Raw genomic sequence first — 24,877 nt, 5'->3', positions numbered from 1 at the left:
GCATCGGACGCGGCGCCGCCACGATTCCACGATGCGCCGTGCCAGGAGACATCGCCATGACCCCCACCTTCGACACCCTCGACGCCGCCGCCGGCGCCCGTGCGCGCAGCCAGGCCCGCAAGGCCGCGATCGGCAGCTTCGTCGGCGCCGTCGTCGACTGGTACGACTTCCTGCTGTACGGAATCGTCGCCGCGCTGGTGTTCAATTCCGAGTTTTTCCCGAAAGTCAGCCCGACGATGGGCACCCTCGCGGCGTTCGCCACCTTCGGTGTCGGCTTCCTGTTCCGGCCGCTGGGCGGCATCGTGTTCGGCCACTACGGCGACCGGCTCGGCCGCAAGCGGATGCTCGTGCTGACCGTGATGCTGATGGGGCTGTCGACGGTCGCGATCGGCTTGCTGCCGACGTTCTCGACGATCGGCTGGTGGGCGCCCGTGCTGCTGGTGCTGATGCGCGCGATCCAGGGCTTCGCGGTCGGCGGCGAATGGGGCGGCGCGGCGCTGATGGCCGTCGAGAGCGCGCCGAAGCAGAAGAAGGCGTTCTACAGCAGCGGCGTGCAAGTCGGCTACGGCGTCGGGCTCGTGCTGGCCACCGGCATCGTGTCGATCCTGAGCCATACGCTCGGCGAGGCCGCGTTCAAGTCGTGGGGCTGGCGCCTGCCGTTCGTGTTCAGCATCGTGCTGGTGCTGATCGGGCTCTGGGTGCGCAAGAACATGGACGAATCGCAGGAGTTCGTCGAGAAGGTCGAGCACGGCAACCGCAAACTGCGCCTGCCGGTGCTGGAGGCGCTGACGCGCCACCCTAAGGCGTTCCTGCTGATCGTCGCGCTGCGGCTCGCCGAACTGTTCACGATGTATATCGTCACCGCGTTCGCGCTCAGTTATTCGACGACGAACCTTGGCATGTCGCGCGATCTGTTCCTGAACATCGGTCTGCTGGTGGGCGCGGTGAGCTGCGTGACGATCCCGTGCTTCGCATGGCTGGCCGACCGCTACGGCCTGCGCCGCATCTACCTGATCGGCGCGCTGATCGGCCTCGCTTCCGCGGTGCCGTTCTTCGTCGCGCTGGAAGCTCGATCGATCTCATGGATCGTGATCTTCTCGATCCTGCTGGCGAACGCCGCGCACGACATGGTCGTGAGCGTCCAGCAGCCGCTGTTCACCGAGCTGTTCGGCGCCGAATATCGCTACAGCGGCGCGGGCGTCGGCTACCAGTTCGCGAGCGTCGTAGGCGGCGGGTTCACGCCGTTCATCGCGGTCGGCCTCGTCAGCCTCGCAGGCGGTTCGTGGCACCTCGTCGCCGGCTATCTGGCGTTCGGCTGCCTGATCTCGCTGGCGGTCGCCGCGCGGATGCGGGCCGCGCAATGACGTGATGAGCGCGTGGCCGACCCGATTCGCGGCCGGCCACGCGGCGGTCATTCGGCCGTGCCGGCCGGCATTCGACCCGCCGCATCGCGGGCGCGACGTCAAACACTGTCAGTTACGCGCGCCGATTCCCCTTTTCCCCTCCGAACACTCCACGCCGCGTGCCGACCAATGGCATCATATGGGCCTACGTCAGTCACCGATACGCCCCCATATCATGTCGAATCTCATCGTCCACGGCGGCACTCCGCTGCGCGGGGACATCAAGCCGTCCGCGAACAAGAACGCCGTCCTGCCGATTCTGTGCGCCACCCTGTTGACCGATCAGCCGCTGCGCCTCGTCGGCGTGCCGGACATCACCGACGTGCGCAAGATCCTCGACATCTTCCGCACGCTCGGCAGCGACGTGTCGGTCGATTTCACGACGGGCCTGCTTGAGCTTCACCATCGCAACACGCAATTCGATCCGGCCATCCACCGGCTGCCCGAGGCGATGCGTTCGTCGATCATGCTGATTCCGCCGCTGCTCGCGCGCTTCGGCGTCGCACGCCTCGAGAACGACGTGAAAGGCTGCACGCTCGGCGTGCGCGAGATCGATCCGCACGTCGAGGTGTTCGAACGTTTCGGCGCGCACATCGAGCGCACGCCCGATTCGCTGATCGTCCGTACCGACGGGCCGCTGACGGCCAACGATCACTGGCTCGACTACGCGTCGGTGACGACCACCGAGAACTTCGCGCTGTGCGCGACGGCCGCGAACGGCACGTCGACGCTGATGAACGCGGCCTCCGAGCCGCACGTGCAGGAGTTCTGCCAGTTCCTCGCGATGATCGGCGTCGCGATCGAGGGCATCGGCACGTCGCGGCTCTGCGTGACGGGCGGCGGCAAGCTCGGCGGCGGCGAGTTCCGCTTCGCCGAGGATTTCCATGAAATCGCGACGTTCCTTGCGCTCGGCGCGATCACGGGCGGCGACATCACGGTGCGCAATTCGTCGCCCGAGCATTTCCCGCTGATCGACCGCACCTTCGCGAAATTCGGCGTCACCGTCACGCACCGGGACGGCTGGTCGCGCGCGGAGCGCGACGGCCCGCTGCGCGTGCGCCGGCCGTTCACGCAGAACATCCTGACCAAGGTCGAGGCCGCGCCATGGCCGTACCTGCCGGTCGACCTGCTGCCGATCTTCATCGCGCTCGGCGTGCGCGCGGAAGGCAGCGCGATGTTCTGGAACAAGGTCTACGACGGCGCGCTCGGCTGGTCCGGCGAACTGTCGAAGTTCGGCGCGCACGTGTTGTTGTCCGACCCGCACCGGCTGATCACGTTCGGCGGACTGCAACTGACGCCGGCGCGCGTCGAGAGCCCGTACATCATCCGCGTCGCGATCGCGCTGCTGATGGTGGCGGCGAGCATCGAAGGCCGCTCGGAAATCATGAACGCGCTGCCGATCCGCCGCGCGCATCCGCATTTCGTCGAGAACCTGCGTTCGGTCGGCGCGAACGTCGAGTGGACGAGCAGCGAGTAAGGTCATGACGGATGCGGCGCGTCACGGTCGCGTCGCATCCGGTTCCTCCGCTTTTCCGGTTCGTCCGTCCTCAAGCAAACGGGTTGCGCAATACCGGACCGCCGTCCACTTGCAAGCCGTCGTGCATGTCTTCGGTGTACAGATATTCGCACCCCTCGATCGAAGCAGTTGCCACGATGCATGCGTCGTAGAAGGACAAGCGATGCCACTCCGCCAGCCGCCGCGCGAGGTCGTGCGCATCGACGGTGAGCGGCACGACATGGCACAAACGCCTGATCGGCTCCAGAAACTCCCCTACCTCGCGCCACGGCATCCGCAGTTTGCGGTTGCAGACACTGGCGACCTCATTCAATACCTGGACGCTGACGGTTGGCCGGCGAAGGAACAGCGCCTCCGCACGATTTGCCTTGGTTTCGTCCTCGGACAGCAGATAAAGCACGACATTGCTGTCGACGAACGATTTCTCCGTCTCAATCCCGCTCATTCGCATCGTCCCGGCTGAACTTGAAATCCGCGGGCAACTTGCCCCTGAAACGCCGCAGTCGCTCCAGAATCTCGTCGGGCCTCGGCTTGCGGCTTACCGCGAAAACGCGGGGACTGTCGACCACGATCTCGATATCGTCGCCTTCGCGAAGTTCCAGTGCGTCGACCACACTGGCCGGAAGACGAACCGCCAGGCTATTGCCCCATTTAGCGACCTGCATCTGAGCCTCCGTGGATATACGCCGTCAATTGTATATTGTTGGTGCGAATCCGCAATTCGGCTGAATGGACAATTGGGCGGGCACGCGCGCCCAATTACCCATGACTCGCGCGATAATCGCTCACACTCGCGCGAATACCGCGCATCCACCGCCCACCTGCGACGATGAAAAAGCCCGATCTCGACCGACGCGACTGGATTGCCGGCCTCGAAAAAGGCCTGATGATCCTGGAGGCGTTCGACAGCCAGCACGCGCGCATGACGCCCACGCAGGCCGCCGCGCGCACCGGCCTCACGCGCACGGCCGCGCGGCGCTACCTGCTGACGCTCGAGTCGCTCGGCTACGTGTACACCGACGGCAAGCTGTACGGCCTCACGCCGCGCGTGCTGCGGGTCGGCTGGTCGTACTTCGATTCGGCGCGGCTGCCGCGCACGGTCCAGCCTTATCTGCAGCAACTGAGTGCGTCGCTGAACGAATCGGCGTACGTCAGCGTGCTCGACGGCTGGGAACTCGTGTTCATCGCCCGCAACGGCGTGTCGCGCGTGATGACGACGGGCTTCGTGCTCGGCGCACGCGTGCCGGCGCCGCTGACGTCGCCCGGTGTCGTGCTGCTCGCCCATCATCCCGATCGCGAGGCCGTGCGCGCGTGGCTCGACGAGACCGAGTTGCCGCCGTTCACGCCGCACACGATCACCAACAAGGCGCGGCTGCTCGAACAGGTCGACCAGGCGCGCGACGCCGGCTACGCGGCGATCGAGCAGCAGTTGCAGGTCGGCGTGCGCGGGATCGCGGTGCCGCTGAAGAACCGTCACGGTGAAGTCGTCGCCGCGCTGAGCACGAACATGCCGATCGGCGCGGAGACGACCGACGCGGCCGTGCGGCGCGTGCTGCCGCATCTGCAGGAGGCGGCGCTCGCGATGCTCAACGTGCTGTAGCGCACCCTGCTCGCCGCGAACGGCCCCAGTGCAACGCCTGCAACCCCGCTACGTAACGAATAGTGCCCTGAGCCGCAACCGGCAGTCCGTCGGCCGGTTTTTGCCCTTCACCCGATCCGCCACCACCGCGGCAACAGATTGCGCACTTCGCGCCGCCGGTAACGGTCGTCGATCAGATGCACGACGCCCTCGTCGTGCTCGGTCCGGATCACGCGCCCGGCCGCCTGCACGACCTTCTGCAGCCCCGGGTACAGGTACATGTAGTCGTAACCGTTGCCGAAGCGCGCGTCCATCGCGCGCCGCATCTGCTCGTTGACGTCGTTGACCTGCGGCAATCCGAGCGTCGCGATGAACGCACCGATCAGCCGTTCGCCGACCAGGTCGACGCCTTCCGAGAAAGCCCCGCCCAGCACCGCGAAACCGACGCCGCGGCCGGCCGCGTCGAAACGCGCGAGAAACGCGTCGCGCTCGCTTTCGGCCATGCCGGGCGCTTGCGCCCATACGGGGACGTCCGGATGGCGCGTCTGCATCAGCGCGACCACGCGCCCGAGGTAGTCGAAGCTGCTCAGGAAGCCGAGATAGTTGCCGGGTCGGGCCGCATATTGCGCGGCGATCAGGTCGGCGATCGGCTCGAGCGAGCGATCGCGGTCGCGCCAGCGCGTCGACACGTGGCTCGCGACGCGAACCGTCAGTTGCTCGGCGCGGAACGGCCCGTCGACGTCGAGCCAGCCCGTATCGCCGGGCAGCCCGAGCGTGTCGCGGTAGAAATGGAACGGGCTCAGCGTGCCCGAGAACAGTACGGTCGCGCGCGCGGCTTCGTAGCGCGGCGCCAGGAAACCGGCCGGGATCACGTTGCGCACGCACAGCGTCGACTGGACGCGGCGCCGGCGACCGGCCGTCGCGACGCCGTCGAGCGCGGGCTGCCGCGGCATCGGTTCGCCATGCAGCGTCGCGTCGAAGATCGATGCGCTGTCGAACGCTTCGGCCAGCACGCCGAACTGGATCGCCTCGAAATGAAAGCGCAGCAGCGCGTCGCCGTTCGCGCGCGGCGCGTCGGTCAGGTGTTCGCCGATCGCCGCGACGAGGTTCTGCACGGCCGACATGATCGGGCCCGGCACGTCGGGATAGGCCGCATAGCGCTCGGCCTGCGCGCGATTGAGCGTACCCCACGCACGGGCGAGCCGGTCGAATGCCTTGCGCAGCGCCGCGGGCGCGGCTTCGCGCGCGGCCGCGAACGCGAACGGATCGAGCGACGCGCTGTACATCTTGCGGGCGCGGTCGAGCAGGTTGTGCGCTTCGTCGACGAGCACGCCGACGCGCCACTGGTTCTGCTGCGCGAGCGTGTGCAGCATCGCGCTGCCGTCGTAGTAGTAGTTGTAGTCGCCGATCACCATGTCCGACCAGCGCGCGAGTTCCTGCGCCAGGTAGTACGGACAGACGTCGTGCGCGAGCGCCGCGGCGCGCACGGTATCGCGATCGAGCAGCCCGGCCTCGATCGCCGCGTCGCGCGCGGCCGGCAGCCGGTCGTAGAAGCCTTTCGCGAGCGGGCACGATTCGCCGTGACACGCGTTGTCCGGATGCTCGCACGCCTTGTCGCGCGCGACGAGCTCCAGCACGCGCAGCGGCAGCGCGGGCGTGCCGGCGCCGAGCGTCGTCGCCGCTTCGAGCGCGAGCGCGCGGCCGGGCGTTTTCGCGGTCAGGAAAAACACGTGGTCGAGCTCGCCCTCGCCGCAGGCCTTCAGCAGCGGGAACACGGTGCCGAGCGTCTTGCCGATGCCGGTCGGCGCCTGCGCCATCAGGCAGCGTTCGTCGCGCGCCGCGCGATAGACGGCCACCGCCAGCTCGCGCTGGCCGCTGCGAAACTGCGCGTGCGGAAACGCGAGCGCGCGCAGCGCCGCGTCGCGGGCGGCGCGATGGGCCGTCTCGCGTTCGGCCCAGCCGACGAAGCACGCGCACTGCTCGGCGAAGAACGTCGCGAGCGTGCCGGCATCCAGCGTTTCCGTCAGCACGGTCTCGCGCTCGGACACGATGTCGAAATACACGAGCGCGACGACGATTTCCTCGAGATCGCGCGCGTCGCACATCAGGTGCGCATAGACCTTGGCCTGCGCCCAGTGCAGCGCACGATGGTTGGCCGGCATCGCGTCGAGGCTGCCGCGATAGGTCTTGATTTCCTCGAGCCGGTTCGCCACCGGATCGTAGCCGTCCGCGCGGCCGCGCACGGTGAGCGTGCCCCACGTGCCCGTCAGCGCGATCTCGGTTTCGTAGCGCGCGCCGCGCTTCGACGTGACCGCGCCGTGGCCGGCGATGCCTTCGAGCGCGGTCGGCGCGGGCGTGAAGCGCAGGTCGAGATCGCCGCGCCGCGCGGTGAATTCGCACATCGCCCGCACCGCGACGACGTAGCTCATGCGGACAACCCCGCCGCTTCGGCGTGCGCGGCGGCCCCGCCGGCCCACTCGACGTCGACGACGCGCACCGGCATGCGGTGCGCGACGCAGTAGGCGAGCCAGCGTGTCTGGTTGTCCTGCAGCCGATCGCCGGGGCCCTTCACCTCGATCAGCTCGTAGCGGCGTTCGTCGGGCCAGAAGCGGACGAGATCGGGCAGGCCGGACCGGTTGCTGCGGATATCCGCGAGCAGGCGCGTGAACCATAGCCGCAGATGCTCGGGCGGCAGGCAGGCGAGCGCTTCGTCGAGCAGCGTGTCGGTCAGCACGCCCCAGAACACGAACGGCGATTGCAGCCCGGCCTTCGTCGCGAAATGCCGGCGGATCGTGTCGCGGTACGCGCCCGAATCGAGCTGCGCGAAGCATGCGTCGAAGGCCGCCGCGCGGCGCACGGCGAAATCGGGCGCGTGCAGATCGGCCGGGCCGCGCTGGAACGGGTGAAAGAACGCACCGGGCACGGCCGCGAACACGGGCTCCCAGCACAGCAGCCCGAACAGCGAATTGATCAGCGTGTTTTCGACGTAGTGGACCGGCGAAGCCGGCTGCGCGAGATGATCGCGCACGGCGAATTCGACGCTGACGGATGCGTCGGGACGCGCGAGCACCAGCGTCTCGCGCGGCACGTCGGCGGCGGCGGCCGCGCGTTCGACCCGCTGGCCGGCGCGGCGCTGCAGGCGCGGCAGCATGCGCTCGACGCGCTGACGTTCCTCGTCGCTCTCGAAACCGCCGCGCGCGTCGAGCGCCAGCGCGAGCGCGTCGTCGTCGCGTCCGCAGCGTTCGAGCACGCGGATGCGCCGGTGGCGGCTGCCGGGCCACGCGCTGCGGGTGTATGCGTCGAGGGCGGTGCCCCAGTCGGCACGGCGCTCGCACGCCTGGCCGAGCGCGAACAGCAGCTTCGCGCGGCGCGTCGCGAGCCACGGCTGCGCACAGCCGACGGCGTCCAGCGCGCGGATCAGGTCGTCGAACGGCAGATCGTCGGGCCATGCATCGAGCGCGTCGCGGCACATCTGCAGCGCGAGATACGCGTCGACGTCGCCACGCTGCTGGAACGCGCGCGACGACGGCGCGATCGGCACGCTTTCGTACTGGAACACGCCGAGATCGGCGAGCACGAATTCGCTCCAGTCCTGATGCAGATTGCCGAAGAACATCAGCCGCAGCCGATCGCACAGGGCGCCGACCGTCACGCGCAGTACGCGGTCGTCGGCCTGTGCGCACCACGCGCCGAGCGGTTGCGCGACGTCGTGCGCGGGGCGCAGCCGGTCGAGCCAGTCGGCCTTGCGTTCGCCCGCATGCGCGGCGAGCGACGGAAAGATGCGCAGCAACTCGGCCTTGGTCGACAGCGCGAACAGCTCGTCGAGCGTGAGCGGCGGTGCCGGGTCGACCCAGCCGAGGGCGACGAGCGGCGCGGCGGCGTCGAGCGTGCAGCCGATCTCGTCGTACACGAGCTTGCTCGCACGGAAATCGGACCCGTTGCGCATCAGCATCCGCACGAGCAGCGCCCGCGACGCCTGCGGCAGCGTTGCGAACTGTCGGACGAACGCGTGCTCGTGCGCGTCGAACAGGTCGTCGTAACGCTCGCCGAGCCAGGCCAGCGCGCGTTCGAAATTGGTCAGGTAGTAAAACGCCGGAGGCGTCGGCGAGGCAGGCGTCACGGGAATCAATCACTGTACATTTGTACAGGTCGCAATCATATCAAATATGACGGGCGATGCCGCACGCCGGCATCGCCTTCCCGCTATCCGGCTTCGATCCGGCTTCGGTCAGAACTGGTAATTCACCGACATGTCGAACACGCCGTTGGTCGACTGCTGCGTGATCGGGCTGCGCGCCGCGCGGCCGACGAGCTGCTCGATCGCGCCGTCCATCGTGACGAACCAGTGCTTGTTCACGAACCACACCATCGTCACGCCGAGGCCGGCCGACTTGATCCCGGCCCCCGACGAATAGGCCGGCAGCCCCGAGCGCGCGGCCGCGCCCTGGTTCACGCCGAACCAGCTGTTCATGTAGCGGGAGTCGGCGAACGACACGGTCGGCCCCGCGAACCAGAAGAAGTGTTCGTTGCTGCCGGGCATCGGCATGTAAGCGGAGAAATCGCCGGTCCAGCCGTTCGACCCGCCGATGCTGCGCCGGACGTCCGCGCGCAGCACGAGCGGGAAATCCTTCGAGACCACGTAATCGGCGGCGAGCTTCATCACGGGCGCCGCGTTGATGTTGTCGAGGCCGTTCAGGTGGCCGAGATCGTCGGCCGAACGCCGTCCGAGGTCATAGCCGACCGCCAGGCTCACGCGCCAGTTCGGCCCGCGCAGCACGTTCGCGCCGAGGCCCTCGCCGGTCGACAGGAAGAACAGGTCGCGATAGCGGATGTCGAAATTCGGGCCGCCCATCACGCGGTAGCGGTCGGAGCCCGCGTAGCGCGGCTGCAGCGTCATCGCGGCGCCGACGCTCACCTGCCACGTGGGAATAGTCGGATCGAAGAGTTTCTGGAGCGGTACGCCCGCCGTGTACTGCCATTCGCCGAGCGGCGAAGGCGTCTGGGCCGACGCGTCCCGAGCGCCGGCGGCAAGCGCCGCGCATGCCGAAAGGCCGGATACGAACCGGCGTGCGCCGGGCGACAGCAACAGGCGAGCAACAGTGGTCAAGGCGGTCTCCGTCGGCTGCACGAAACGAACCTGAAGGAAAGCGCGTCGCGCTTCAGCGGCTGCAACAGTCGGCAGCCCGCTGCGCGAACGTAGTGTGCGCTGAATTAACGGACATCCTACGCGACACGCGTGCGGACGCAAAGCGCCCGTTGTGGACGGGCACTTTGCCGGGATCCGGCATGCGCCGGCGGATGATTGCGGAATCAGAAACGCTCGACGTGATAGTCGCCGGCGAGCGCGGCCGGGCTGCGCGTCGACATCATTCGCGAGAAGCCGTCCGCGAGCCGGCCGAGCGCCAGCTGTTTCTGGCTCGCGTCCCAGTGCGTATAGGTGTCGTACGCGGCATCGTCGAACGAAACGGTGACGGCGACCGGGCGGCCGCTGGCGCGAAAGCCGATCTGCAGCACGCCGCCGGGCAATTCCTCGATGTGATAGTGCAGCGAACGCGATTCGAAATAGCGGCCCAGTACCTGAGCGATCGCGCGCTTGTCCGGCGATTGCACGTGAATGTCCATGACGGTCCTCCTTTCAATGTTCGCGCGGCCGGTGGTGGCGCACTGCCTCCGCCCGGCATCCGCATCGGCGGCGGGTTCGACGGCGGATCGCCTTGCGGCAGCCCGTCGGGCACGGGCGGGTCGACCGGGTCGTCGTGCCCGGGCGGCGGCGGATCCGGGTCGACGTCGGGTGTCGTCGGTTCGGGGCGGTGCAGCATGGATGGCGTCTTCATGTCACTCCTGCGCGACGGCGCGCGCATGTCGATGGCGAAGCGAGCCCCCGCAAGCGCCGTGCCCGCTGTCGCGCCGCGCCCCGTGGCCGTGGGATTCAGTCGTCGTAGGCGGCCATGACGAGCCACATCGTGCGCCCCTCGGCACGCAGTTGCACGGCAAGCGCGAACGGATCGGACGGTTCGCATTGCGCGACGAGCGCTTGCTGCGCGCGCTCGGGGCCGTCGTAGACGGTGTCGTTCAGCTCGCGTACTTCGTCCTTGCCGTCGAACATGCGCCGCTCCGGCCGATAGACCCGCGATTCGCGCTTCCACGTGTCGAAACGCTCGCGCACGTGGCCGAAATCGCCGCCGCATACGTTCGCGTCGTAACGTATCCTTTCCCTGGCTGCATTCATCACGATGTCCTCTCGTCCATACCGACCTCGTGCGCGTCGTATCCGCATGCCCGGCCGGTTCTCGCGGCTTGCAAGCGCCGTGCCGCGGCCGCCGCGGGTACGGCGCTTGCGCCTTTCATCGACAAGGAGGTTCGACCATGACCGCTCACGACCCCGGCCGCCGCGACGCCGTGTCACCGGCTGCCGGACTGCTCCGGCTCGCCACGTCGCGTCCGCCGTCCGAAGACAAGACGGAGGAGCGTATCGACGAAGGGCTCGAGGAGACGTTCCCGGCCAGCGATCCGCCCGCCGTCGGCGGTGCGACGCGTATCGACCCCGCCAAGCCGTCCGGCGAGCGCGAACGGCGCGCGCCGCACGTCCCTTCCCCGCCCCGCGATCACGGCTGACGGCGGCACCCGGCACGCGCTGCGTGACAGCGCACTCGCGCGCCGGCCCACTCAGGAGCGATCGATGAAAGTCCTTGAACGCAGATGGCATGAAGTAAGCGGCGCGGCCGGCGTCGCGGCGCTGGCCGCGATCGAAAGCGCGGTGGTCCTCGCAATCGTCACGATGACGGGCATCGGCCACTGACGCCCCGCGCCGACGGCCGCGGCTGTCGCCGTGGAAGATGTACAAGCAGGCTGGCAAATTTCTCCGTCGCCGGCTATCCGGCGCAAGCCCGTTATCAGCGTGAAGAGGCCTTGGGGCCCGACGTGTGCGCCTCGCGCGGCATGCGCGGTGCTCCCGCATCGTCCCCGCTCACGAAGGAGACGTTCATGTATCGCGTCAACGAGATCATGTCGCGCGACGTGGTGTGCGTCGCACCGACCGACACGATTCGCCATGCCGCCGAATTGATGCAGCGCTTCGACATCGGCGTGCTGCCCGTTTGCGACGGCGCCGAACTCGTCGCGATCGTGACCGATCGCGACCTGGCGGTGCGGGCGCTGTCGCGCGGTCATTCGCCCGACACGCCCGTGCAGGCGGTCGCGTCCAGACCCGTGCAATGGTGCGTCGAGGACGACGGCGTCGGCGATGTCCAGCAGCGGATGGCCGACGTGCAGTTGCACCGCTTGCCGGTGCTTGACCGCAGTCTGAAGCTGGTCGGCATGGTGTCGCTCGGCGACATCGCGACGCGTGCGGGCGGCCCGGCGCGCGACGAGCTGGCCAACACGCTCGAGGACGTATCGCTGCCGCGCCGCCGCTGACCGGCGTTCCCATCCATCATCCCGCGCGGCCTGCCGCCCCGGCGCAATGCCCGCGCAACGAACTCGCGCGCGGGGCCGGGTTGCCGCTTCGATCAGGAGGTTTTCGATGACAACGGACAAACCGTCGCGCGACGCCGCGCGCATCGTCGGCACGAACCCGCATACGGCCGTCGGCGGCCCGGGTCCCGACGTGATGGCCGCCCGCACGCTCGAAGGCGATCGCGTGCTGACGCTGGACGGCGACGACATCGGCAAGGTCGCTCACATCATGCTCGACGTGCGCGCCGGACGGATCGCATACGCGGTCGTGTCGTCGGGCGGCCTGCTCGGGATCGGCGACAAGCTGCTCGCGGTGCCGTGGAACGCGCTGGTCCTCGATGTCGAGCGCGAATGCTTCGTACTGCCGGTCGACACGGCGCGTGTGCGCGAGGCGCCCGGCTTCGACAAGAGCCGGTGGCCGGCGATGGCCGACCCCGAATGGGCCGAAGCCCTGCATGCGTACTACGGCCGTTCGCCGTACTGGCTGATCGAGGAAGGCGAAACGGCGCTCGATTCGCCGCCGTACGAGGCGTCGCCGGGCGGCCCCGAAGACGGCACGCGGGAGCACTGAAGCCTGCCGGCCGGAAAGCGGTTCACTGCGCGGCGGCCACCGCCTTCGCGAGTTGCCGCGCGGCGCTCAGGTGCGCGTTCAGCGTCGGCAGCGTGCGGGCCGCGAATGCGCGAAGCTGCGGGTCGCGACCGTCTTTCGCTTCGGTTTCGTAAAGCCGGACCGCCGCTTCGTGTGCGCGAGGCCCCGCGAACGCCACGTACGCCGTATCGAACGCGGGCCCGTTCTTCGCGCGCAATGCCGTCACCGCCGGATCGACGAGCATTCGCGTCTGGACCGGCACGCCCTTTTGCGCGCCGATGTGCCGCAGTTCGTCCGCGATACGCGCATGGTCGTCGACCATCCGGCGGGCGAAGGCCTTCACCTCCGCGTTCGACGAGCGATCGAGCGCGAGCTGGCCGGCCTGCCGTTCCACCTTGCCGATCATGCCTGCCTTGTCGACGAACTCGGCGTCGATGCCGATCGGCCGCTGGGTCATGCCCGCCTCGTCGGCGGTCGGACCGGGGCGCACGACGCCCGGCGCGACCTGCGCGGACGAAGCAGGCGGCGCCTGCGCATGCGCGAGCGCGAACGTCAGCGCGCCCGCGGCGGCAGTCAGGACGATTGCCGCCGACCGGCGCCCGCGTGGCTTGATCCGGTTCGGTTTCGTCATCCGGGCCTCCGTATCGGGCAACGGAGCGTCACGCGGGACGATGGGCCGACGTGAAGAAATCGGTCCACTCGCCGTTGTGCCACGCGCCCTCGGTGCGCTCCACCGATAGCGCGCCGGCGGCGAGCATCGTCCGCTCCGCGAACGCGATCGTGCGCCGCGTCACGTGCGCGGCCAGCACGACGCCGTTTTCGCATTGCTTCAGCGCGCCATGCCCCTCCGGCGCATCGCCGCGCATCCGGCCGAGCGCGCCGCACAATGCGCCGACGTACCCGCCGACGAGCGGCACGCCGATCCACGCGAGCGGGGAATGAAGGCCGCCCAGATAGAGCAGCGCGGCCCCGGCGAGCCCGACGATCGCGCCGATGGCCACGCCTTCCAGCGCGCCGATGCCGCCCGGCCGCGCGGCCGAGTCCGCATAGACGTCGCCGCCGAGCCAGAACAGCGCGTGCTGTCCGGGCGGATTGAGAAAGAAGACCTTCACGTCGTCCCGATGCATGGCGTGGCCGCGCAACTGCTCCGCGCAGCGTTCCGCCTGCTCGAGCCGCGAGAAACGGCCCGCGATGATGGTGTCCATGTCGAACCTCCTGCCCGGTGACGCGCAGGACCGCGGGCGCGCGACGCCCGATCGGCCCGGCGCTGGCCCGCGCATCACGTTACTTCCGGCGGATCTGCAGCTTGTCGCGCACGCCGCTCACGCCGCTGACGTCGTGCGCGACGCGGATCGCGGTCGCGCGTTGTCGCTCGTCGGGCACGTTGCCCGTCAGTTCGACCACGCGGTCGCGAACCTGCACGTCGATGTCGCCGGAGGCCAGGCCGCGTTCGGCGACGAGCGCGGCCCTGACGCGGGACGCGAGCGTCGCATCGCGGATCTGCCCCCCGACGGCCGACGCCTGGCTCGCAAGCTTCGCACGGGTGCCCTCCTCGGCCGATGCGTAGCGGGGTGTCGCGATCCATGCACACGACAGCATCAGTATGCTCGCGATCGGCACGACCGGCGTCCTGCGTCCGGTGCGTGCCGGCGCGTTGCCCGTGCCGTCGCGCCGCGTGCTTTTCGTTGGGTCCATCGCGTCTCCTTTCTCGTATGCGGCCGGACGGCCACGCGACCGGATTGCCGCGCCGCGTATGCGTCGGGTATGCGCCGCTACCGCTCGCGCGGCTTCCCGTCGCCCACGTCGTCCGGCACGACGTCGACGATCACGCTCGCGAGCGTCGGCATGTCGACCGGCTTGCACAGATACGCATCGAACCCGGCGGCCATTACCCGGCGCCGGTCGGCCTTGCCTGCATGCGCGGTCACCGCGACGACCGGCAGATGTCCGCCGCCGTTCGGCAAATGCCGGATCCGGTCCAGCAGCCAGTAACCGTCGCCGTCCGGCATCGCGAGATCCGACAGCACGACGCTCGGCTGCTGCCGCTCCACCGCGTCGAGCGCGTCGTGCCCCGACCGGGCGGTCGATACCTGCGCGCCCATGGTTTCGAGCGCCGCCGCGAGACTGGTCCGCGACGTCGCGTCGTCGTCGACCACCAGTACGCGCTGGCCGTCGAGCGCGACCGTATCGGCCTTGTCCTTCGCGCGCGACGGCTGCTCGACCGGATCGTCGGCGTCCCAGCCCGCGGGCAGCGTCACCGTGACGGTCGTTCCGCGCCCGGCGCCCGCGCTCGTCGCGACGACCTCGCCGCCGTGCAGTTGCGCGATGTTGCGCACGATCGACAGGCCGAGCCCGAGGCCGCGCCTGGGGGACGTGAACGCGCCCTCCGGCCGGCTGAACGTATCGAACAGGTGCGGCAGGTATTCCGGCGCAATCCCTTGCCCGGTGTCGGAGACCGACAGCCGCACGCGCTCGCCCGCGCGGGTCAGCGACACGTCGATCCGCCCGCCCGGCGGCGTGAACTTGATCGCATTCGACAGCAGATTCGACAGGACCTGGCGCAGGCGCTCGCCGTCCGCCGGGATCACGCAGGCCGGCATCGCATACGACGTCGACAGCACGAGCCCGTTCGCCTGCGCCGTCGCGTCGAGCTCGCGCGCGGCGTCGCGCACGATCCGCACGAGATCGACCGGCACGCGTTCGAGGCGCAGCCGGCCGGTCGCGAGGGACGATGCGTCGAGCAGATCGGCGACCATGTGCGACAGCGACCGCGCGCTGCGATCGATCGCGTCGACCGCCTGCTGCGCGAAGCCCTGGCCGTCGGCGTTGCGCAACACCTCGACCCAGCCGTAGATCACGTTCAGCGGCGTGCGCAGTTCGTGCGACACCGTCGCCAGCAGCTCGTCCTTCAGCCGGTTCGACGTGTCGGCCTGCATGCGCGCGTCGCGTGCGCCGCGCAGCGAGCGAAGGTTGTGGCGTTCGTTGCGGCGGCGTTCGCCCGCTTCGCGCAGCGTCAGCGACAGGCCCGCGCTGCGGCCCTGCGCGTCGACGATCGGCGAGGCGACGAAGGTGGCGCGAAAACGGCCGCCGTCGCGGCGCACGCACAGTACGTCGAGCGGCCCGACCGGCTCGCGCAGGTCCGCGAACGACGCGGGCACCGCATGCCGGCGCAGCCAGCGCGGCGCGATCATCGTGACGAGGTCGCGTCCGTTCGCCTGGGCCGTATCGATGCCGAAGATTCTTGCCGCGGCCGGGTTCCAGCTGGTGATCCTGCGCTCCACGTCGGTCCCGACGATCGCATCGGGCGACGCATCGACCACGCGGCGCAGCAGCTCGGTGTCAGACCCGCCGGCGACGGACGACGGCTCGCGGTGCGGCGGGTACGGATCGCCGTCGTCGTCATCGATCTCGCGCAAACGATCGTTCGCCAGCAGCGGCTTCACCGTCGTCACCAGCACGCATTCGACGAAACCGATCGCGACGAACGCGCCGGCTTGCGCGAGCAGCGTCGCCAGCGGCGCGTCGCGCCACCACAATGCGGCGATCACGCCGACGCTCGCGGCGGTCGCGACAAGGCCGCCGGCGAGCGACGTCAGCCATGCGGCGGCGGCCACGCCGGCGTAAAAAGGCAGCGGCGCAAACGGCGCGTGCTTGCCGACAGCCTGAATCGCCCACGCCTGCAGCGCGGACGCCACCCCGACGGCCAGCACGATCCATGCACCCTGCCGGAGCAGCTCACGGGTCATAGTCCTCATTGCATCCTTGCATCGCGCCGGCTCCCGTCGGGTGCGGGGGATGCCGCGTTTCGACCATCCGGCATCCCGTCGAGCGCGCCGGGCGAGCAGGAACGCGTCAGCAAACGACGTACCCGACGCCGGCCGGGGGCGCGTGCGCGGCAACGCATGGCCGCGCCCTATGCCTGCATCGGCGGCGGGCCGGACAGATGGGGTGTCGGCATCGCCGCGCGCACCGCCGCACCGTATCGACGACCGCTTTTTTTCATCGGATTTCTGTAAAAAAGTGCGGGTCGCAACCCGAAGGCGGCGCCGCGTCGACGGCGCGCGAACGGCCCGATGGCCTGTTTCTGTCGATCATGTCGCGCGCATTGGAATTTTCTATTCCGCGGCACCTTCGCCGCCGTTTCGCTGTCGATGATAAATATTGCAATCAACGGAACCTGCGATGCCGTTTTTCAAAACGGCCGCGAATGCCTATGGGTGAATCCGCAAACCGGACGAAGCAGCGCGCGGACAGTCGCCGGCTGTCCGGCCGGTCCGCCGCGATGCGCACGCTGCTCGGCCGTATCGAGAAAATCGCACCGACCCGCGCGAGCGTGATGATTGCCGGCGAAAGCGGGGTCGGCAAGGATATCGTCGCGCGGCGGCTGCACGATCTCAGCGCGCGGCGTGACGGCCCGTTCGTGCCCGTGAACTGCGGCGCGATTCCGCCCGAGCTTGCCGAGGCGCAATTGTTCGGGCACGAGAAAGGCAGCTTTACCGGCGCGACCACGCAGCGCGAAGGGTTCTTCGAAGCCGCGCGCGGCGGCACGCTGCTGCTCGACGAAATCGCGGAAATGCCCGCGGCGCTGCAGGTGAAGCTGCTGCGGGCGATCGAGTCGAATACGATCGTGCGCGTGGGCGGCACCGAACCGATTCCGCTCGACGTGCGGTTCGTGTCGGCCACCCGCCACAATCCGGCCGACGCCGTGCGCGACGGCCGGCTGCGCGAGGACCTGTTCTACCGGCTCGCCGCATTCGCGATCTACGTGCCGCCGCTGCGTCAGCGCGACGGCGACGTCGAGACGATCGCGCAGGAATTCGTCGACACGCTGAACGAGCGGCATCGCTCGCACAAGCGGCTGACGGATGCCGCGATCGCCGCGTTGCGCGCGTATTCGTGGCCAGGCAACGTGCGCGAACTGCGCAACACGATCGAGCGCGCGTACCTCTTGTCCGACGAAGGCATCGAGATCGCGTTGCCGAAGCAACCGATGCCGACCGTCGACAGCACGTCGGAAGGCGCGATGGCGCTGCCGCTCGGCGCGACGCTGCACCATGCGCAGCAGCGCTTCATCGTGGCGACGCTGCGTCACTTCGACGGTAACAAGCCGCGTGCGGCCAAGGCCCTCGGCATCAGCCTGAAGACGCTCTACAACCGGCTCGCGCTGATGCGCGACCAGGGCGGCTCGTGAGCACTGCGGCCCGCATGCCGCGGGCAGCCGGCCGCGTCAGGCGACCTTGAACTGCCCGACCGTCGTCGCCAGCGCGTTGGCCTGCGATTGCAGCGCGGTGGCCGCCGCGGTCGACTGTTCGACGAGCGCCGCGTTCTGCTGCACCATTTCGTCGAGCTGGCTGACGGCGCGGTTCACTTCCTGGATGCCGCGCGTCTGCTCGTTCGCCGCGTGCGTGATCTCGGAGATGATGGTCGTCACGTTCGACACGTTCGACACGATCTCGCGCATCGTGTCGCCGGCCTGGCGCACCTGCCCCGATCCGGCCGACACGCTCGCGACCGTCGATTCGACCAGCACCTTCACTTCGCGCGCGGCCTGCGCGCTGCGTTGCGCCAGGCTGCGCACTTCCTGTGCGACGACCGCGAAGCCGCGGCCCTGTTCGCCCGCGCGGGCCGCTTCGACGGCCGCGTTCAGCGCGAGGATGTTGGTCTGGAACGCGATCCCGTCGATCACGCCGATGATGTCGCCGATCCGGCCCGACGCTTCCTCGATCTTCCCCATCGTCGCGACGACGTCCGACACGACCACGCCGCCGTGCGACGCGATCCGCGACGCGGCCGCCGCGCGTTCGTCGGCCTGGCTCGCGGCTGCCGCCGACTGGCCGACGGTCGCGGTGATCTCTTCCATCGACGCCGCGGTTTCCTCGAGGCTCGCCGCCGCCGATTCGGTACGCGACGACAGGTCCTGGTTGCCCGCCGCGATCTCGTTCGCGGCCGTGCGCACCGATTCGCTCGCATCGCGGATCTGGCGCATCACGTCATTCAGCTTGTCGACGAAACTGTTGAACGAGCGCGCGATGTCGGCGACTTCGTCGCGGCCGTCGGCCGGCAGGCGCTGCGTCAGGTCGCCGGCGCCCGAGCCGATCGCGGCCATCGCCTGACGCACCTGCGACAGGCGGCGGAACGCGGTCGCGGTGATCGCGCCGATGATCAGCGACGCCACGCCGACGATCACGATCAGCGTCATCAGCGACGCGGTCAGCAGCGAACGCATCCCGGCCGTCGCTTCGGCCTTGTCGAGCAGCACCAGCGCGTACCAGTCGGTGCCCGGCACCGGTTTCGCGCGCACCAGCTTCGCGTCGCCGCCGACGCCGACCTCGACCGGCGCGCTCGCCGCCGCGATCGATGCCACACCCAGCGCGCCGAGTTCGGGCGATACGTCGGCGACCGGCTTCAGCGTGAGCTTCGCGTCCGGGTGCGCGACGACGTGGCCGCTACTGTCGATCAGCATCCCGAAGCTGGCCGGCGTCGGGCGGATCGACTTGACGTTGGCGATCACGCTGTCCATCGACACGTCCGCGGCGACGACGCCCTTCAGCGCGCCGTCGCGCAGGATCGGCACCGCGAACGTGACGACGAGGTTGCCCGTGCCGGCATCGACGTACGGCGGCGTGACGACCGGCTTGCCGGCCTGTGCGGCCTGCTTGTACCACGGCCGGCCGGTCGGATCGTAGTCGGGCGGGATGCCGGTCGGGTCGGAGAAGTGGAACGTCTTGTCGGCGTAGCCGGCATAGACGTTCGTGAAGCCGCCGGCCGCGGCCATCTGCTTGAACACCGGCAGCGGATCGGGCGTCAGCGCGGCATCCTGCAGCGACGCGATCATCCGGCTGCGGGTGGCGACCCAGTCGGCGATTCCGACCACGTGGCCGCTGGCGACCGAGGTCAGGTTGCGGTCGATCGCGTCGTCGTTGTACGAGCGCGCGATGAAATAGTTGATCAGCGTCGTGGCGACGAGCGCGAATACGACGATGGCGACGCACGCGGCGAGGATGCGGGCGCGAATGGACGAGAACATGGCAACGACTCGGTAAGGGAGCGGGAACGCCCGGTGGACGAATTCACCGGGTAAACGGCAAATCGCGCCGCTTACTTGAGGTCGTTGTGACAATTCGTTGAAACGTATGACGAAACGCGTCGGCGATTGTCGGCGGATCGTCAGGATGGCCGGGTTCGACGGGCGCGCGTCGTGCCGCTCCCGCCGCCCGGCCGCTACCTGCTACAGCCGATGCCTCGGACGCGGATCGGCGTCCGCGGGCGCGTCGTCGGCCCGGGTGTCGCGATCGAAATCGTCTTTCTGGCGCATCCGTTCGCGCAGGTGCCGGATCGCGAATACGTGGATGTAGTCGTGCACGCGCGCATCGGACGACAGCGCGCGCACTTCGTCGTCGAGCATCGCACGCAGCTGATCCGCGCCGATCGCGCGCCGTTCGGCGGCTTCCTTGAGTGAATCGAGCAAATTGTCCTTGGACATCGACAGACTCCTGACGGTCGAGGAACGAAAAAGATGACGGTACCGGAAGCTTAAAGACTGGATGGACGCGCGGCGTACGATGCGCCGGCGCGTGTTTGCGCGCAATCAACGGCACGTTGCGTGCCGCCGTGTGGATCCGTTTCCGAATCGGCCGCGCAGTGTTCGCGGTGCACGTGGCCCGCGAACGTCACTGAAACCCTGCCACGCCACCCCGAGGCGCGGCACTGGCGTCGGGCAGCGGTGGAACGCCGCCCGACGCCGATGCAGTGGGGAAACTTAGACCGTCCGAAATCATGCGTCAAGCGCCCCCCGCCATTCATTCGTCGGACGAACGCGCAGGATCGGCCGGCCGCCGCGCGTGTCAGCGGATTCCGATACGCGTCGCGCAATTTCCTGACAGCGACTTCAGCGCACGCCGCTTGGCAGTGCGCCATCGCCACACGATACTGATCACATGAACCAGGCGTTCATACCGGACATCGCTCAGCCGGCCGTCGAGCCGGCGCGCGGGGTTCGGCGCAGGAGACCAACCATGGCACATCGCAACTCACCGGGCCGGGACGGCCCGCGGCGCGCGTCGGGCAACGCGCGCGCCCTGCTGCCCGCCCGCGCCGCGTCGGCCGACACCCGTCCGTCCGACGACCTCGACACCTTGCTCGCGCTCGCCCGCGAGGCCGGGTTACTCGTCACGCTCGACGGGCAGATCGGCCGCGAAAAGTATCAGAGCGTCGTGGGGTCGGTCCTCGCTTTGCAGCGGTTCGCCGCGGCACTCCACGCGCGCGACGCGGCCGTCGCACCGGCCGGCTCCGAGCCGCGTCGCAAGGCCCGCCCCGGCTGGCCGCATGCGAATCGTTTGCGCAACCGCACGTGCAGCGCATGCGCACCGCTCCATGTCGTGCGTCCGCATGCGCGGGTACGACGCGGCCCAGGCCGCCGGCACGACCTGCGATCGATTCTTCGCACCCTCTGACCGGCGCACGGAAACGACGCGCGGCACGGCGCCGCGCAATGGTTGCGCGCACGATGGCGCGCCGCTCGACGCGGCCGCATTCGACATCATTCCCGCGGGGAAGTGAATTCGACGAGGCCAGGCGGAAAGCGGACGGGGTGACTTGCACCCCGCCCGTCCTCCAAGGCAACCGTCGGTTGCCTACCCTCGTGCCAGAGAGTTCCGGGTCGGATGACGCGCCGGACCAACACGCGGCGCCGCTCCTGAAAACGATGCGACGGCGGCAAGTGCGGCAGCGTTCGCTTCCTGCATGCAGGCGCGGTCGGGAATCGCACGTGCACGACGGGCCAGCCGCATCGCCGGACGTTTCGTCACTGTCTCACGCGATGTGCGCTGCGTTTCTGATGCAGGTCAATCCAAACCCGCTTCGAGCGCGACGACGCCGAATTCATTCCGCGCTACGCACCAGCAGCACGGGCACCTGCGCGAGATGCGCGACGCGCCGCGCGACGCTGCCGATCAGCCAGGCGGCGATGCCGCGACGGCCATGCGTGCCGACCACCAGCAGCTCCGCCCGCCAGTGCACGGCATCGCGCATCAGCGCATGGGCCACGTCGTCGCTGGTCGGACGCGTTTCGACGATGCCGCGCTTGGTCGGATTGCCCGTCGCATGGAGCAGCGGGCCGACCTTCGCGAGCGCATCCTCGCCTTCCGCGCGGTACGCATCCTCGAGCGCGCGCACCGGCACGACATCGGTCAGACGAACCGCGCGATCGATCACGTATGCCGCATACAGCAGCGTCGTCGGCGCCGCGAAGCCGAGCCCGACGCTTACCGCGTGCAGCGACGGCTCGCTGCCGTCGACCGCGAACATCAGCCGCTGCAGCGCGCCGTCCGACGGCCGTGCATACGTGCCGGGCACGATCAGCAGCGCGCAGCGCGCGCGTTTCGTCAGCGTGTCCGACATCGCGCCTTCGACGAGCCGCAACAGCCCGTGGTGCGGATTCGCGCCGATCGCCAGCACGTCCGCGCGCCACGTCGACGTATCGCTCACCAGGGCGTCCGCCACCGAGCCGCCCGTGACCGACGTATCGACGACCGTTCGCTCGACGTCGACGCCGCTGTCGGCGAACAGCGCCGCGATCCGCTCGCAGATGGCTTGCGCTTCGCGCATCATGTCCTCGCGCGCCGACGTCAGCAGCGCGTCGATGCGCGGAATGTCGGGCAACACGAGGCGCGGATTGTCGATCGCGCATATGATGCGCAATCGCATGCCCGGACGCAGCAGCGTGCGCACGTAACGCGCGGCGGTCAGCGATTCGGGCGTCGGATCGACGGCCAGCGCGATCCGCGCGAGCGTCGGGATGGACTGGGCAGGCTGCATGGCGAAGGTCTCCGTGCGTGCGCGTCGTCGCCGAACGACGACGGGTACTTCGCGCGGCAGCGGCGTTGCCGCGTCGGACCGCCGCCGTGGCGGCAGGATCGACGGGCTGTCACGCGAAGCGCGGACAAGCAATGCGTTCGTTCAGCATAGGCCGTCCGGCCCGCGCGTGCATGATCGCGATCAACGATCGCGCGGCTCCCTGCCCGCGCCGCTTACGACTTCGTCGGCATCGACGCGGCCGGACGGTTCGCGTAGAACAGCGCGTACGCGATGCCGAGCAGCACGATCCACACCGGCCCGATCACGAGCGCGACGCGCGTATCGGGCGTAAACGCCATCAGCACGACGACCAGCACGAGAAAGCCGAGCGCGACGAACGAACCGAGCGGATAGAACGGCACGCGGATCGGCAGACGCGCGATCTTGTCGGCCGACAGCGTGCGGCGAAAACGCATCTGCGCGATCAGGATCACGCACCACGTCCAGATCGCGCCGAACGTCGATACCGACGTGAGCCACGTGAACACGTGCTGCGGTGCGAGGTAGTTGAGCAACACGCCGATCAGCAGCAGCGCGACCGACACGGCCACGCCGTACACGGGCACCCCGCTGCGGTTCACGCGGCCGAGCGCGGCCGGCGCCTGGCCCTGCTGCGCGAGGTTGTAGAGCATCCGCGCGGTGCTGAACAGGCCGCTGTTGCACGACGACAGCGCCGCGGTCAGCACGACGAAGTTGATGATGCCGGCGGCGGCCGGAATGCCGAGGCGCGAGAACGTCATCACGAACGGGCTGCCCTGCGTGCCGATCCGGTCCCACGGATAGAGCGACATGATCACGAACAGCGCGCCGATGTAGAAAATCAACACGCGCCAGAACACCGAATTCACCGCCTTCGTCAGCGACTTCTCCGGGTTGCGCGCCTCGCCGGCCGTGAGGCCGAGCATCTCGACACCGAGATACGCGAACATCACGATCGGCAGCGCGGCGATCACGCCGTCGATCCCGTTCGGCATGAAGCCGCCGTGCGACCACAGGTTCGAGATGCCGGTCGCGACACCGCCGTTGCCGATGCCGAACGCGATCATCAGGCCGCCGCCGACGATCATCAGCACGATCGTGACGATCTTGATCAGCGCGAACCAGAATTCGAATTCGCCATACAGCTTGACCGCGATGAAGTTCACCGAGCCCATTGCCAGGAGCGCCGCGAGCGCCCAGATCCAGTTCGGCACGCCGGGGAACCACATGTGCATGTAGACGCCGACCGCCGTGATTTCCGCCATGCAGGTGACGATCCAGACGAACCAGTAGGTCCAGCCGGTCAGGTAACCCGCGAGCGGGCCGAGGTAGTCGCGCGCATAGCGGCTGAAGGCGCCGGCGACCGGGTTGGTGATCGCCATCTCGCCGAGCGCGCGCATGATCAGGAAGATCGCGAGGCCGCCCAGCAGGTAGGTCAGCAGGATGGCCGGGCCGGCCGTGCGGATCGCGGTGGCCGAGCCGAGGAACAGGCCGACGCCGATCGTCGCGCCGAGCGCCATCAGGTTGATGTGCCGTTCTTCCAGCCCGCGGTGCAGTTGGTCTTCTGGTTGTTTCAAATTCGTCTCCTGGCGGCCGCGAGCGAACCGCCGTCATTGTGTCGATGACAATGCGCGACCGTTCATGCCGATTTCGGCAACCGAAAACGAAATAATCCCCGTTGTCGATTTCCGAATGAGAAACGACACGGATGCCGCGTCAATTCGGTTGGAATTGCCGCGGATTATCCGTATTTCCCGGAACAATCTGGGTATACGGACAGGGCCTTTCACGGAATACACCCGACCGCCCCGCGCGACGCGGCTGTGCGCGTGACGGGCGGCAACGGGATTCATCGCTTTCGGCGCGAACGAACGCGCGTCGAATGTGCGCAATCGAGCGCACGCAATATGCAGGCGGGATTATAGGGAGGATCGGCGGTTTCATGCCAGGCGATTTTGGGAAAATCGCGGCGGGTGAAAGCGGTGGTTGGATTCGAATGCGCGCGGCGGGCGCGCGTTCTCAGGCTCAGACCTCGATATACGAGACCGACTGCAACGCCGCCAGCTTCAGCGGCGTCGGACATGCGGACCGACAGCGGTCGTCGCAGAGGGCTTTGCAATCACCCGCATACACGAAGTCGTCGCCGATCTGCTCGCGAATGCAGGCCAGTTTCGCCGCCCCCATGAGATTCATATCGCCACTGGTAGCGATGACACGATCGAACAGGTCAAGGTGCGCGCTCACACGCTCAGCGATCGAACAATGTGCGGCAGTTGCAAGCACGATTTGTCGACTGCTCTCGCGTTCGCGGATGAGGTAGCCGATAAGCGACGCCCGATATGGAAGTATTTCCGCTCGCAAATCGGCATGCAGGGCGACCTTGGCCTTGGATCCGGCGCGACCGTCCGCGAGCCAGAAAGGTAAGCGCAGCAGATTGGCAGGCTCTCGCTTGACGACACGTAGCACGGACTCCAACAAGATATCCGAAGTTGTCGACGTGC

Annotated in this window: 24 protein-coding genes; 8 read left to right on the top strand and 16 right to left on the bottom strand. The window is 68.6% G+C overall.

The window, feature by feature from the left end; all coding sequences use genetic code 11:
* The first annotated feature begins 56 nt into the window (after positions 1-56).
* Complete coding sequence (gene shiA, locus WS96_RS07820) at positions 57-1,364, top strand: shikimate transporter (RefSeq protein WP_059831625.1); 1,308 nt, start codon at positions 57-59, stop codon at positions 1,362-1,364.
* Between the two features lie 214 nt (positions 1,365-1,578).
* Complete coding sequence (locus tag WS96_RS07815; protein ID WP_034204832.1) at positions 1,579-2,880, top strand: UDP-N-acetylglucosamine 1-carboxyvinyltransferase; 1,302 nt, start codon at positions 1,579-1,581, stop codon at positions 2,878-2,880.
* Positions 2,881-2,950: 70 nt separating this feature from the next.
* Here WS96_RS07815 and WS96_RS07810 read toward each other — a convergent pair whose 3' ends face one another.
* Together WS96_RS07810 and WS96_RS07805 are read right to left on the bottom strand one after the other, a co-directional pair.
* A complete protein-coding gene (locus tag WS96_RS07810; protein WP_059831623.1) occupies positions 2,951-3,364 on the bottom strand; it encodes a PIN domain-containing protein in 414 nt (137 codons plus the stop codon).
* The gene (locus WS96_RS07805; RefSeq protein ID WP_059831622.1) at positions 3,351-3,584 is read right to left on the bottom strand and encodes an AbrB/MazE/SpoVT family DNA-binding domain-containing protein; all 234 of its coding nucleotides are present in this window, start codon (positions 3,582-3,584) and stop codon (positions 3,351-3,353) included. The genes WS96_RS07810 and WS96_RS07805 overlap by 14 nt, the downstream gene beginning before the upstream one ends.
* A 164-nt stretch (positions 3,585-3,748) precedes the next feature.
* Here WS96_RS07805 and WS96_RS07800 point away from each other — a divergent pair, with 164 nt between their 5' ends.
* The gene (locus WS96_RS07800; protein ID WP_059505261.1) at positions 3,749-4,519 is read left to right on the top strand and encodes an IclR family transcriptional regulator domain-containing protein; all 771 of its coding nucleotides are present in this window, start codon (positions 3,749-3,751) and stop codon (positions 4,517-4,519) included.
* Between the two features lie 107 nt (positions 4,520-4,626).
* Here WS96_RS07800 and WS96_RS07795 read toward each other — a convergent pair whose 3' ends face one another.
* The 5 genes from WS96_RS07795 to WS96_RS07775 form a co-directional block, all read right to left on the bottom strand.
* Positions 4,627-6,927 carry an ATP-dependent DNA helicase gene (locus WS96_RS07795; RefSeq protein WP_059831619.1) on the bottom strand — a complete coding sequence of 767 codons (2,301 nt, stop codon included), beginning with the start codon at positions 6,925-6,927 and terminating at the stop codon, positions 4,627-4,629.
* On the bottom strand, positions 6,924-8,618 hold the full coding sequence (locus WS96_RS07790; protein ID WP_059831683.1) for a VRR-NUC domain-containing protein: 1,695 nt from the start codon (positions 8,616-8,618) through the stop codon (positions 6,924-6,926). The genes WS96_RS07795 and WS96_RS07790 overlap by 4 nt, the downstream gene beginning before the upstream one ends.
* A 108-nt stretch (positions 8,619-8,726) precedes the next feature.
* Positions 8,727-9,605, bottom strand: a complete 879-nt coding sequence (locus WS96_RS07785; RefSeq protein ID WP_059831617.1) for a MipA/OmpV family protein — start codon at positions 9,603-9,605, stop codon at positions 8,727-8,729.
* A 203-nt stretch (positions 9,606-9,808) separates the two neighbouring features.
* The gene (locus WS96_RS07780) at positions 9,809-10,120 is read right to left on the bottom strand and encodes a hypothetical protein (protein WP_006479035.1); all 312 of its coding nucleotides are present in this window, start codon (positions 10,118-10,120) and stop codon (positions 9,809-9,811) included.
* A 307-nt stretch (positions 10,121-10,427) separates the two neighbouring features.
* Entirely contained in the window at positions 10,428-10,727 is a 300-nt protein-coding gene (locus WS96_RS07775; RefSeq protein WP_059831615.1) for a hypothetical protein, read from the bottom strand.
* A 137-nt stretch (positions 10,728-10,864) separates the two neighbouring features.
* On the opposite strand from WS96_RS07775, the gene WS96_RS07770 reads away from it, so the two are divergent.
* From WS96_RS07770 to WS96_RS07760, 3 genes are all read left to right on the top strand, one after another.
* The gene (locus WS96_RS07770; RefSeq protein ID WP_059831613.1) at positions 10,865-11,113 is read left to right on the top strand and encodes a hypothetical protein; all 249 of its coding nucleotides are present in this window, start codon (positions 10,865-10,867) and stop codon (positions 11,111-11,113) included.
* 369 nt (positions 11,114-11,482) lie between these two features.
* Entirely contained in the window at positions 11,483-11,914 is a 432-nt protein-coding gene (locus WS96_RS07765; protein ID WP_059831611.1) for a CBS domain-containing protein, read from the top strand.
* Between the two features lie 106 nt (positions 11,915-12,020).
* On the top strand, positions 12,021-12,524 hold the full coding sequence (locus tag WS96_RS07760) for a PRC-barrel domain-containing protein (protein ID WP_059831609.1): 504 nt from the start codon (positions 12,021-12,023) through the stop codon (positions 12,522-12,524).
* A gap of 22 nt (positions 12,525-12,546) precedes the next feature.
* On the opposite strand, the gene WS96_RS07755 is transcribed toward WS96_RS07760, so the two are convergent.
* From WS96_RS07755 to WS96_RS07740, 4 genes are all read right to left on the bottom strand, one after another.
* On the bottom strand, positions 12,547-13,173 hold the full coding sequence (locus WS96_RS07755; RefSeq protein ID WP_059831607.1) for a DUF4142 domain-containing protein: 627 nt from the start codon (positions 13,171-13,173) through the stop codon (positions 12,547-12,549).
* 28 nt (positions 13,174-13,201) lie between these two features.
* Positions 13,202-13,747 (bottom strand): hypothetical protein, encoded by a 546-nt coding sequence (locus WS96_RS07750; protein ID WP_034204843.1) that lies wholly within the window; start codon positions 13,745-13,747, stop codon positions 13,202-13,204.
* Between the two features lie 79 nt (positions 13,748-13,826).
* Positions 13,827-14,237, bottom strand: a complete 411-nt coding sequence (locus WS96_RS07745; RefSeq protein WP_034204844.1) for a BON domain-containing protein — start codon at positions 14,235-14,237, stop codon at positions 13,827-13,829.
* 77 nt (positions 14,238-14,314) lie between these two features.
* Positions 14,315-16,297 carry a hybrid sensor histidine kinase/response regulator gene (locus WS96_RS07740; protein WP_059831604.1) on the bottom strand — a complete coding sequence of 661 codons (1,983 nt, stop codon included), beginning with the start codon at positions 16,295-16,297 and terminating at the stop codon, positions 14,315-14,317.
* A gap of 458 nt (positions 16,298-16,755) precedes the next feature.
* On the opposite strand from WS96_RS07740, the gene WS96_RS07735 reads away from it, so the two are divergent.
* Positions 16,756-17,733 (top strand): sigma-54 interaction domain-containing protein, encoded by a 978-nt coding sequence (locus tag WS96_RS07735; protein WP_257127959.1) that lies wholly within the window; start codon positions 16,756-16,758, stop codon positions 17,731-17,733.
* 36 nt (positions 17,734-17,769) lie between these two features.
* Here WS96_RS07735 and WS96_RS07730 read toward each other — a convergent pair whose 3' ends face one another.
* Positions 17,770-19,569, bottom strand: a complete 1,800-nt coding sequence (locus tag WS96_RS07730; protein WP_034204846.1) for a methyl-accepting chemotaxis protein — start codon at positions 19,567-19,569, stop codon at positions 17,770-17,772.
* Between the two features lie 201 nt (positions 19,570-19,770).
* Complete coding sequence (locus WS96_RS07725; RefSeq protein WP_059505238.1) at positions 19,771-20,025, bottom strand: DUF3562 domain-containing protein; 255 nt, start codon at positions 20,023-20,025, stop codon at positions 19,771-19,773.
* Positions 20,026-20,557: 532 nt separating this feature from the next.
* Here WS96_RS07725 and WS96_RS07720 point away from each other — a divergent pair.
* Positions 20,558-20,995: a hypothetical protein gene (locus WS96_RS07720; protein ID WP_059831600.1), complete on the top strand. Its 438-nt coding sequence runs from the start codon at positions 20,558-20,560 to the stop codon at positions 20,993-20,995.
* Between the two features lie 427 nt (positions 20,996-21,422).
* On the opposite strand, the gene WS96_RS07715 is transcribed toward WS96_RS07720, so the two are convergent.
* The 3 genes from WS96_RS07715 to WS96_RS34430 all read right to left on the bottom strand — a co-directional run bounded on the left by WS96_RS07715 (position 21,423) and on the right by WS96_RS34430 (position 24,842).
* Positions 21,423-22,358, bottom strand: a complete 936-nt coding sequence (locus tag WS96_RS07715; protein WP_059831598.1) for a universal stress protein — start codon at positions 22,356-22,358, stop codon at positions 21,423-21,425.
* A 212-nt stretch (positions 22,359-22,570) separates the two neighbouring features.
* Entirely contained in the window at positions 22,571-23,953 is a 1,383-nt protein-coding gene (locus WS96_RS07710; protein ID WP_059831597.1) for an amino acid permease, read from the bottom strand.
* A gap of 448 nt (positions 23,954-24,401) precedes the next feature.
* On the bottom strand, positions 24,402-24,842 hold the full coding sequence (locus tag WS96_RS34430) for a hypothetical protein (protein WP_257127958.1): 441 nt from the start codon (positions 24,840-24,842) through the stop codon (positions 24,402-24,404).
* Positions 24,843-24,877: the final 35 nt, after the last annotated feature.

It is taken from the genome of Burkholderia sp. MSMB1835 (genome assembly GCF_001526365.1).
Lineage (GTDB): Bacteria > Pseudomonadota > Gammaproteobacteria > Burkholderiales > Burkholderiaceae > Burkholderia.
This window is presented reverse-complemented; position numbering and strand designations above follow the sequence as displayed.

Coding starts and splice junctions, on each gene's coding strand:
- shiA (WP_059831625.1), top strand. CDS start 57: ATGACCCCCACCTTCGACACCCTCGACGCCGCCGCCGGCGCCCGTGCG.
- WS96_RS07815 (WP_034204832.1), top strand. CDS start 1,579: ATGTCGAATCTCATCGTCCACGGCGGCACTCCGCTGCGCGGGGACATC.
- WS96_RS07810 (WP_059831623.1), bottom strand. CDS start 3,364: ATGAGCGGGATTGAGACGGAGAAATCGTTCGTCGACAGCAATGTCGTG.
- WS96_RS07805 (WP_059831622.1), bottom strand. CDS start 3,584: ATGCAGGTCGCTAAATGGGGCAATAGCCTGGCGGTTCGTCTTCCGGCC.
- WS96_RS07800 (WP_059505261.1), top strand. CDS start 3,749: ATGAAAAAGCCCGATCTCGACCGACGCGACTGGATTGCCGGCCTCGAA.
- WS96_RS07795 (WP_059831619.1), bottom strand. CDS start 6,927: ATGAGCTACGTCGTCGCGGTGCGGGCGATGTGCGAATTCACCGCGCGG.
- WS96_RS07780 (WP_006479035.1), bottom strand. CDS start 10,120: ATGGACATTCACGTGCAATCGCCGGACAAGCGCGCGATCGCTCAGGTA.
- WS96_RS07775 (WP_059831615.1), bottom strand. CDS start 10,727: ATGAATGCAGCCAGGGAAAGGATACGTTACGACGCGAACGTATGCGGC.
- WS96_RS07770 (WP_059831613.1), top strand. CDS start 10,865: ATGACCGCTCACGACCCCGGCCGCCGCGACGCCGTGTCACCGGCTGCC.
- WS96_RS07765 (WP_059831611.1), top strand. CDS start 11,483: ATGTATCGCGTCAACGAGATCATGTCGCGCGACGTGGTGTGCGTCGCA.
- WS96_RS07760 (WP_059831609.1), top strand. CDS start 12,021: ATGACAACGGACAAACCGTCGCGCGACGCCGCGCGCATCGTCGGCACG.
- WS96_RS07755 (WP_059831607.1), bottom strand. CDS start 13,173: ATGACGAAACCGAACCGGATCAAGCCACGCGGGCGCCGGTCGGCGGCA.
- WS96_RS07750 (WP_034204843.1), bottom strand. CDS start 13,747: ATGGACACCATCATCGCGGGCCGTTTCTCGCGGCTCGAGCAGGCGGAA.
- WS96_RS07745 (WP_034204844.1), bottom strand. CDS start 14,237: ATGGACCCAACGAAAAGCACGCGGCGCGACGGCACGGGCAACGCGCCG.
- WS96_RS07740 (WP_059831604.1), bottom strand. CDS start 16,297: ATGAGGACTATGACCCGTGAGCTGCTCCGGCAGGGTGCATGGATCGTG.
- WS96_RS07735 (WP_257127959.1), top strand. CDS start 16,756: ATGGGTGAATCCGCAAACCGGACGAAGCAGCGCGCGGACAGTCGCCGG.
- WS96_RS07730 (WP_034204846.1), bottom strand. CDS start 19,569: ATGTTCTCGTCCATTCGCGCCCGCATCCTCGCCGCGTGCGTCGCCATC.
- WS96_RS07725 (WP_059505238.1), bottom strand. CDS start 20,025: ATGTCCAAGGACAATTTGCTCGATTCACTCAAGGAAGCCGCCGAACGG.
- WS96_RS07720 (WP_059831600.1), top strand. CDS start 20,558: ATGGCACATCGCAACTCACCGGGCCGGGACGGCCCGCGGCGCGCGTCG.
- WS96_RS07715 (WP_059831598.1), bottom strand. CDS start 22,358: ATGCAGCCTGCCCAGTCCATCCCGACGCTCGCGCGGATCGCGCTGGCC.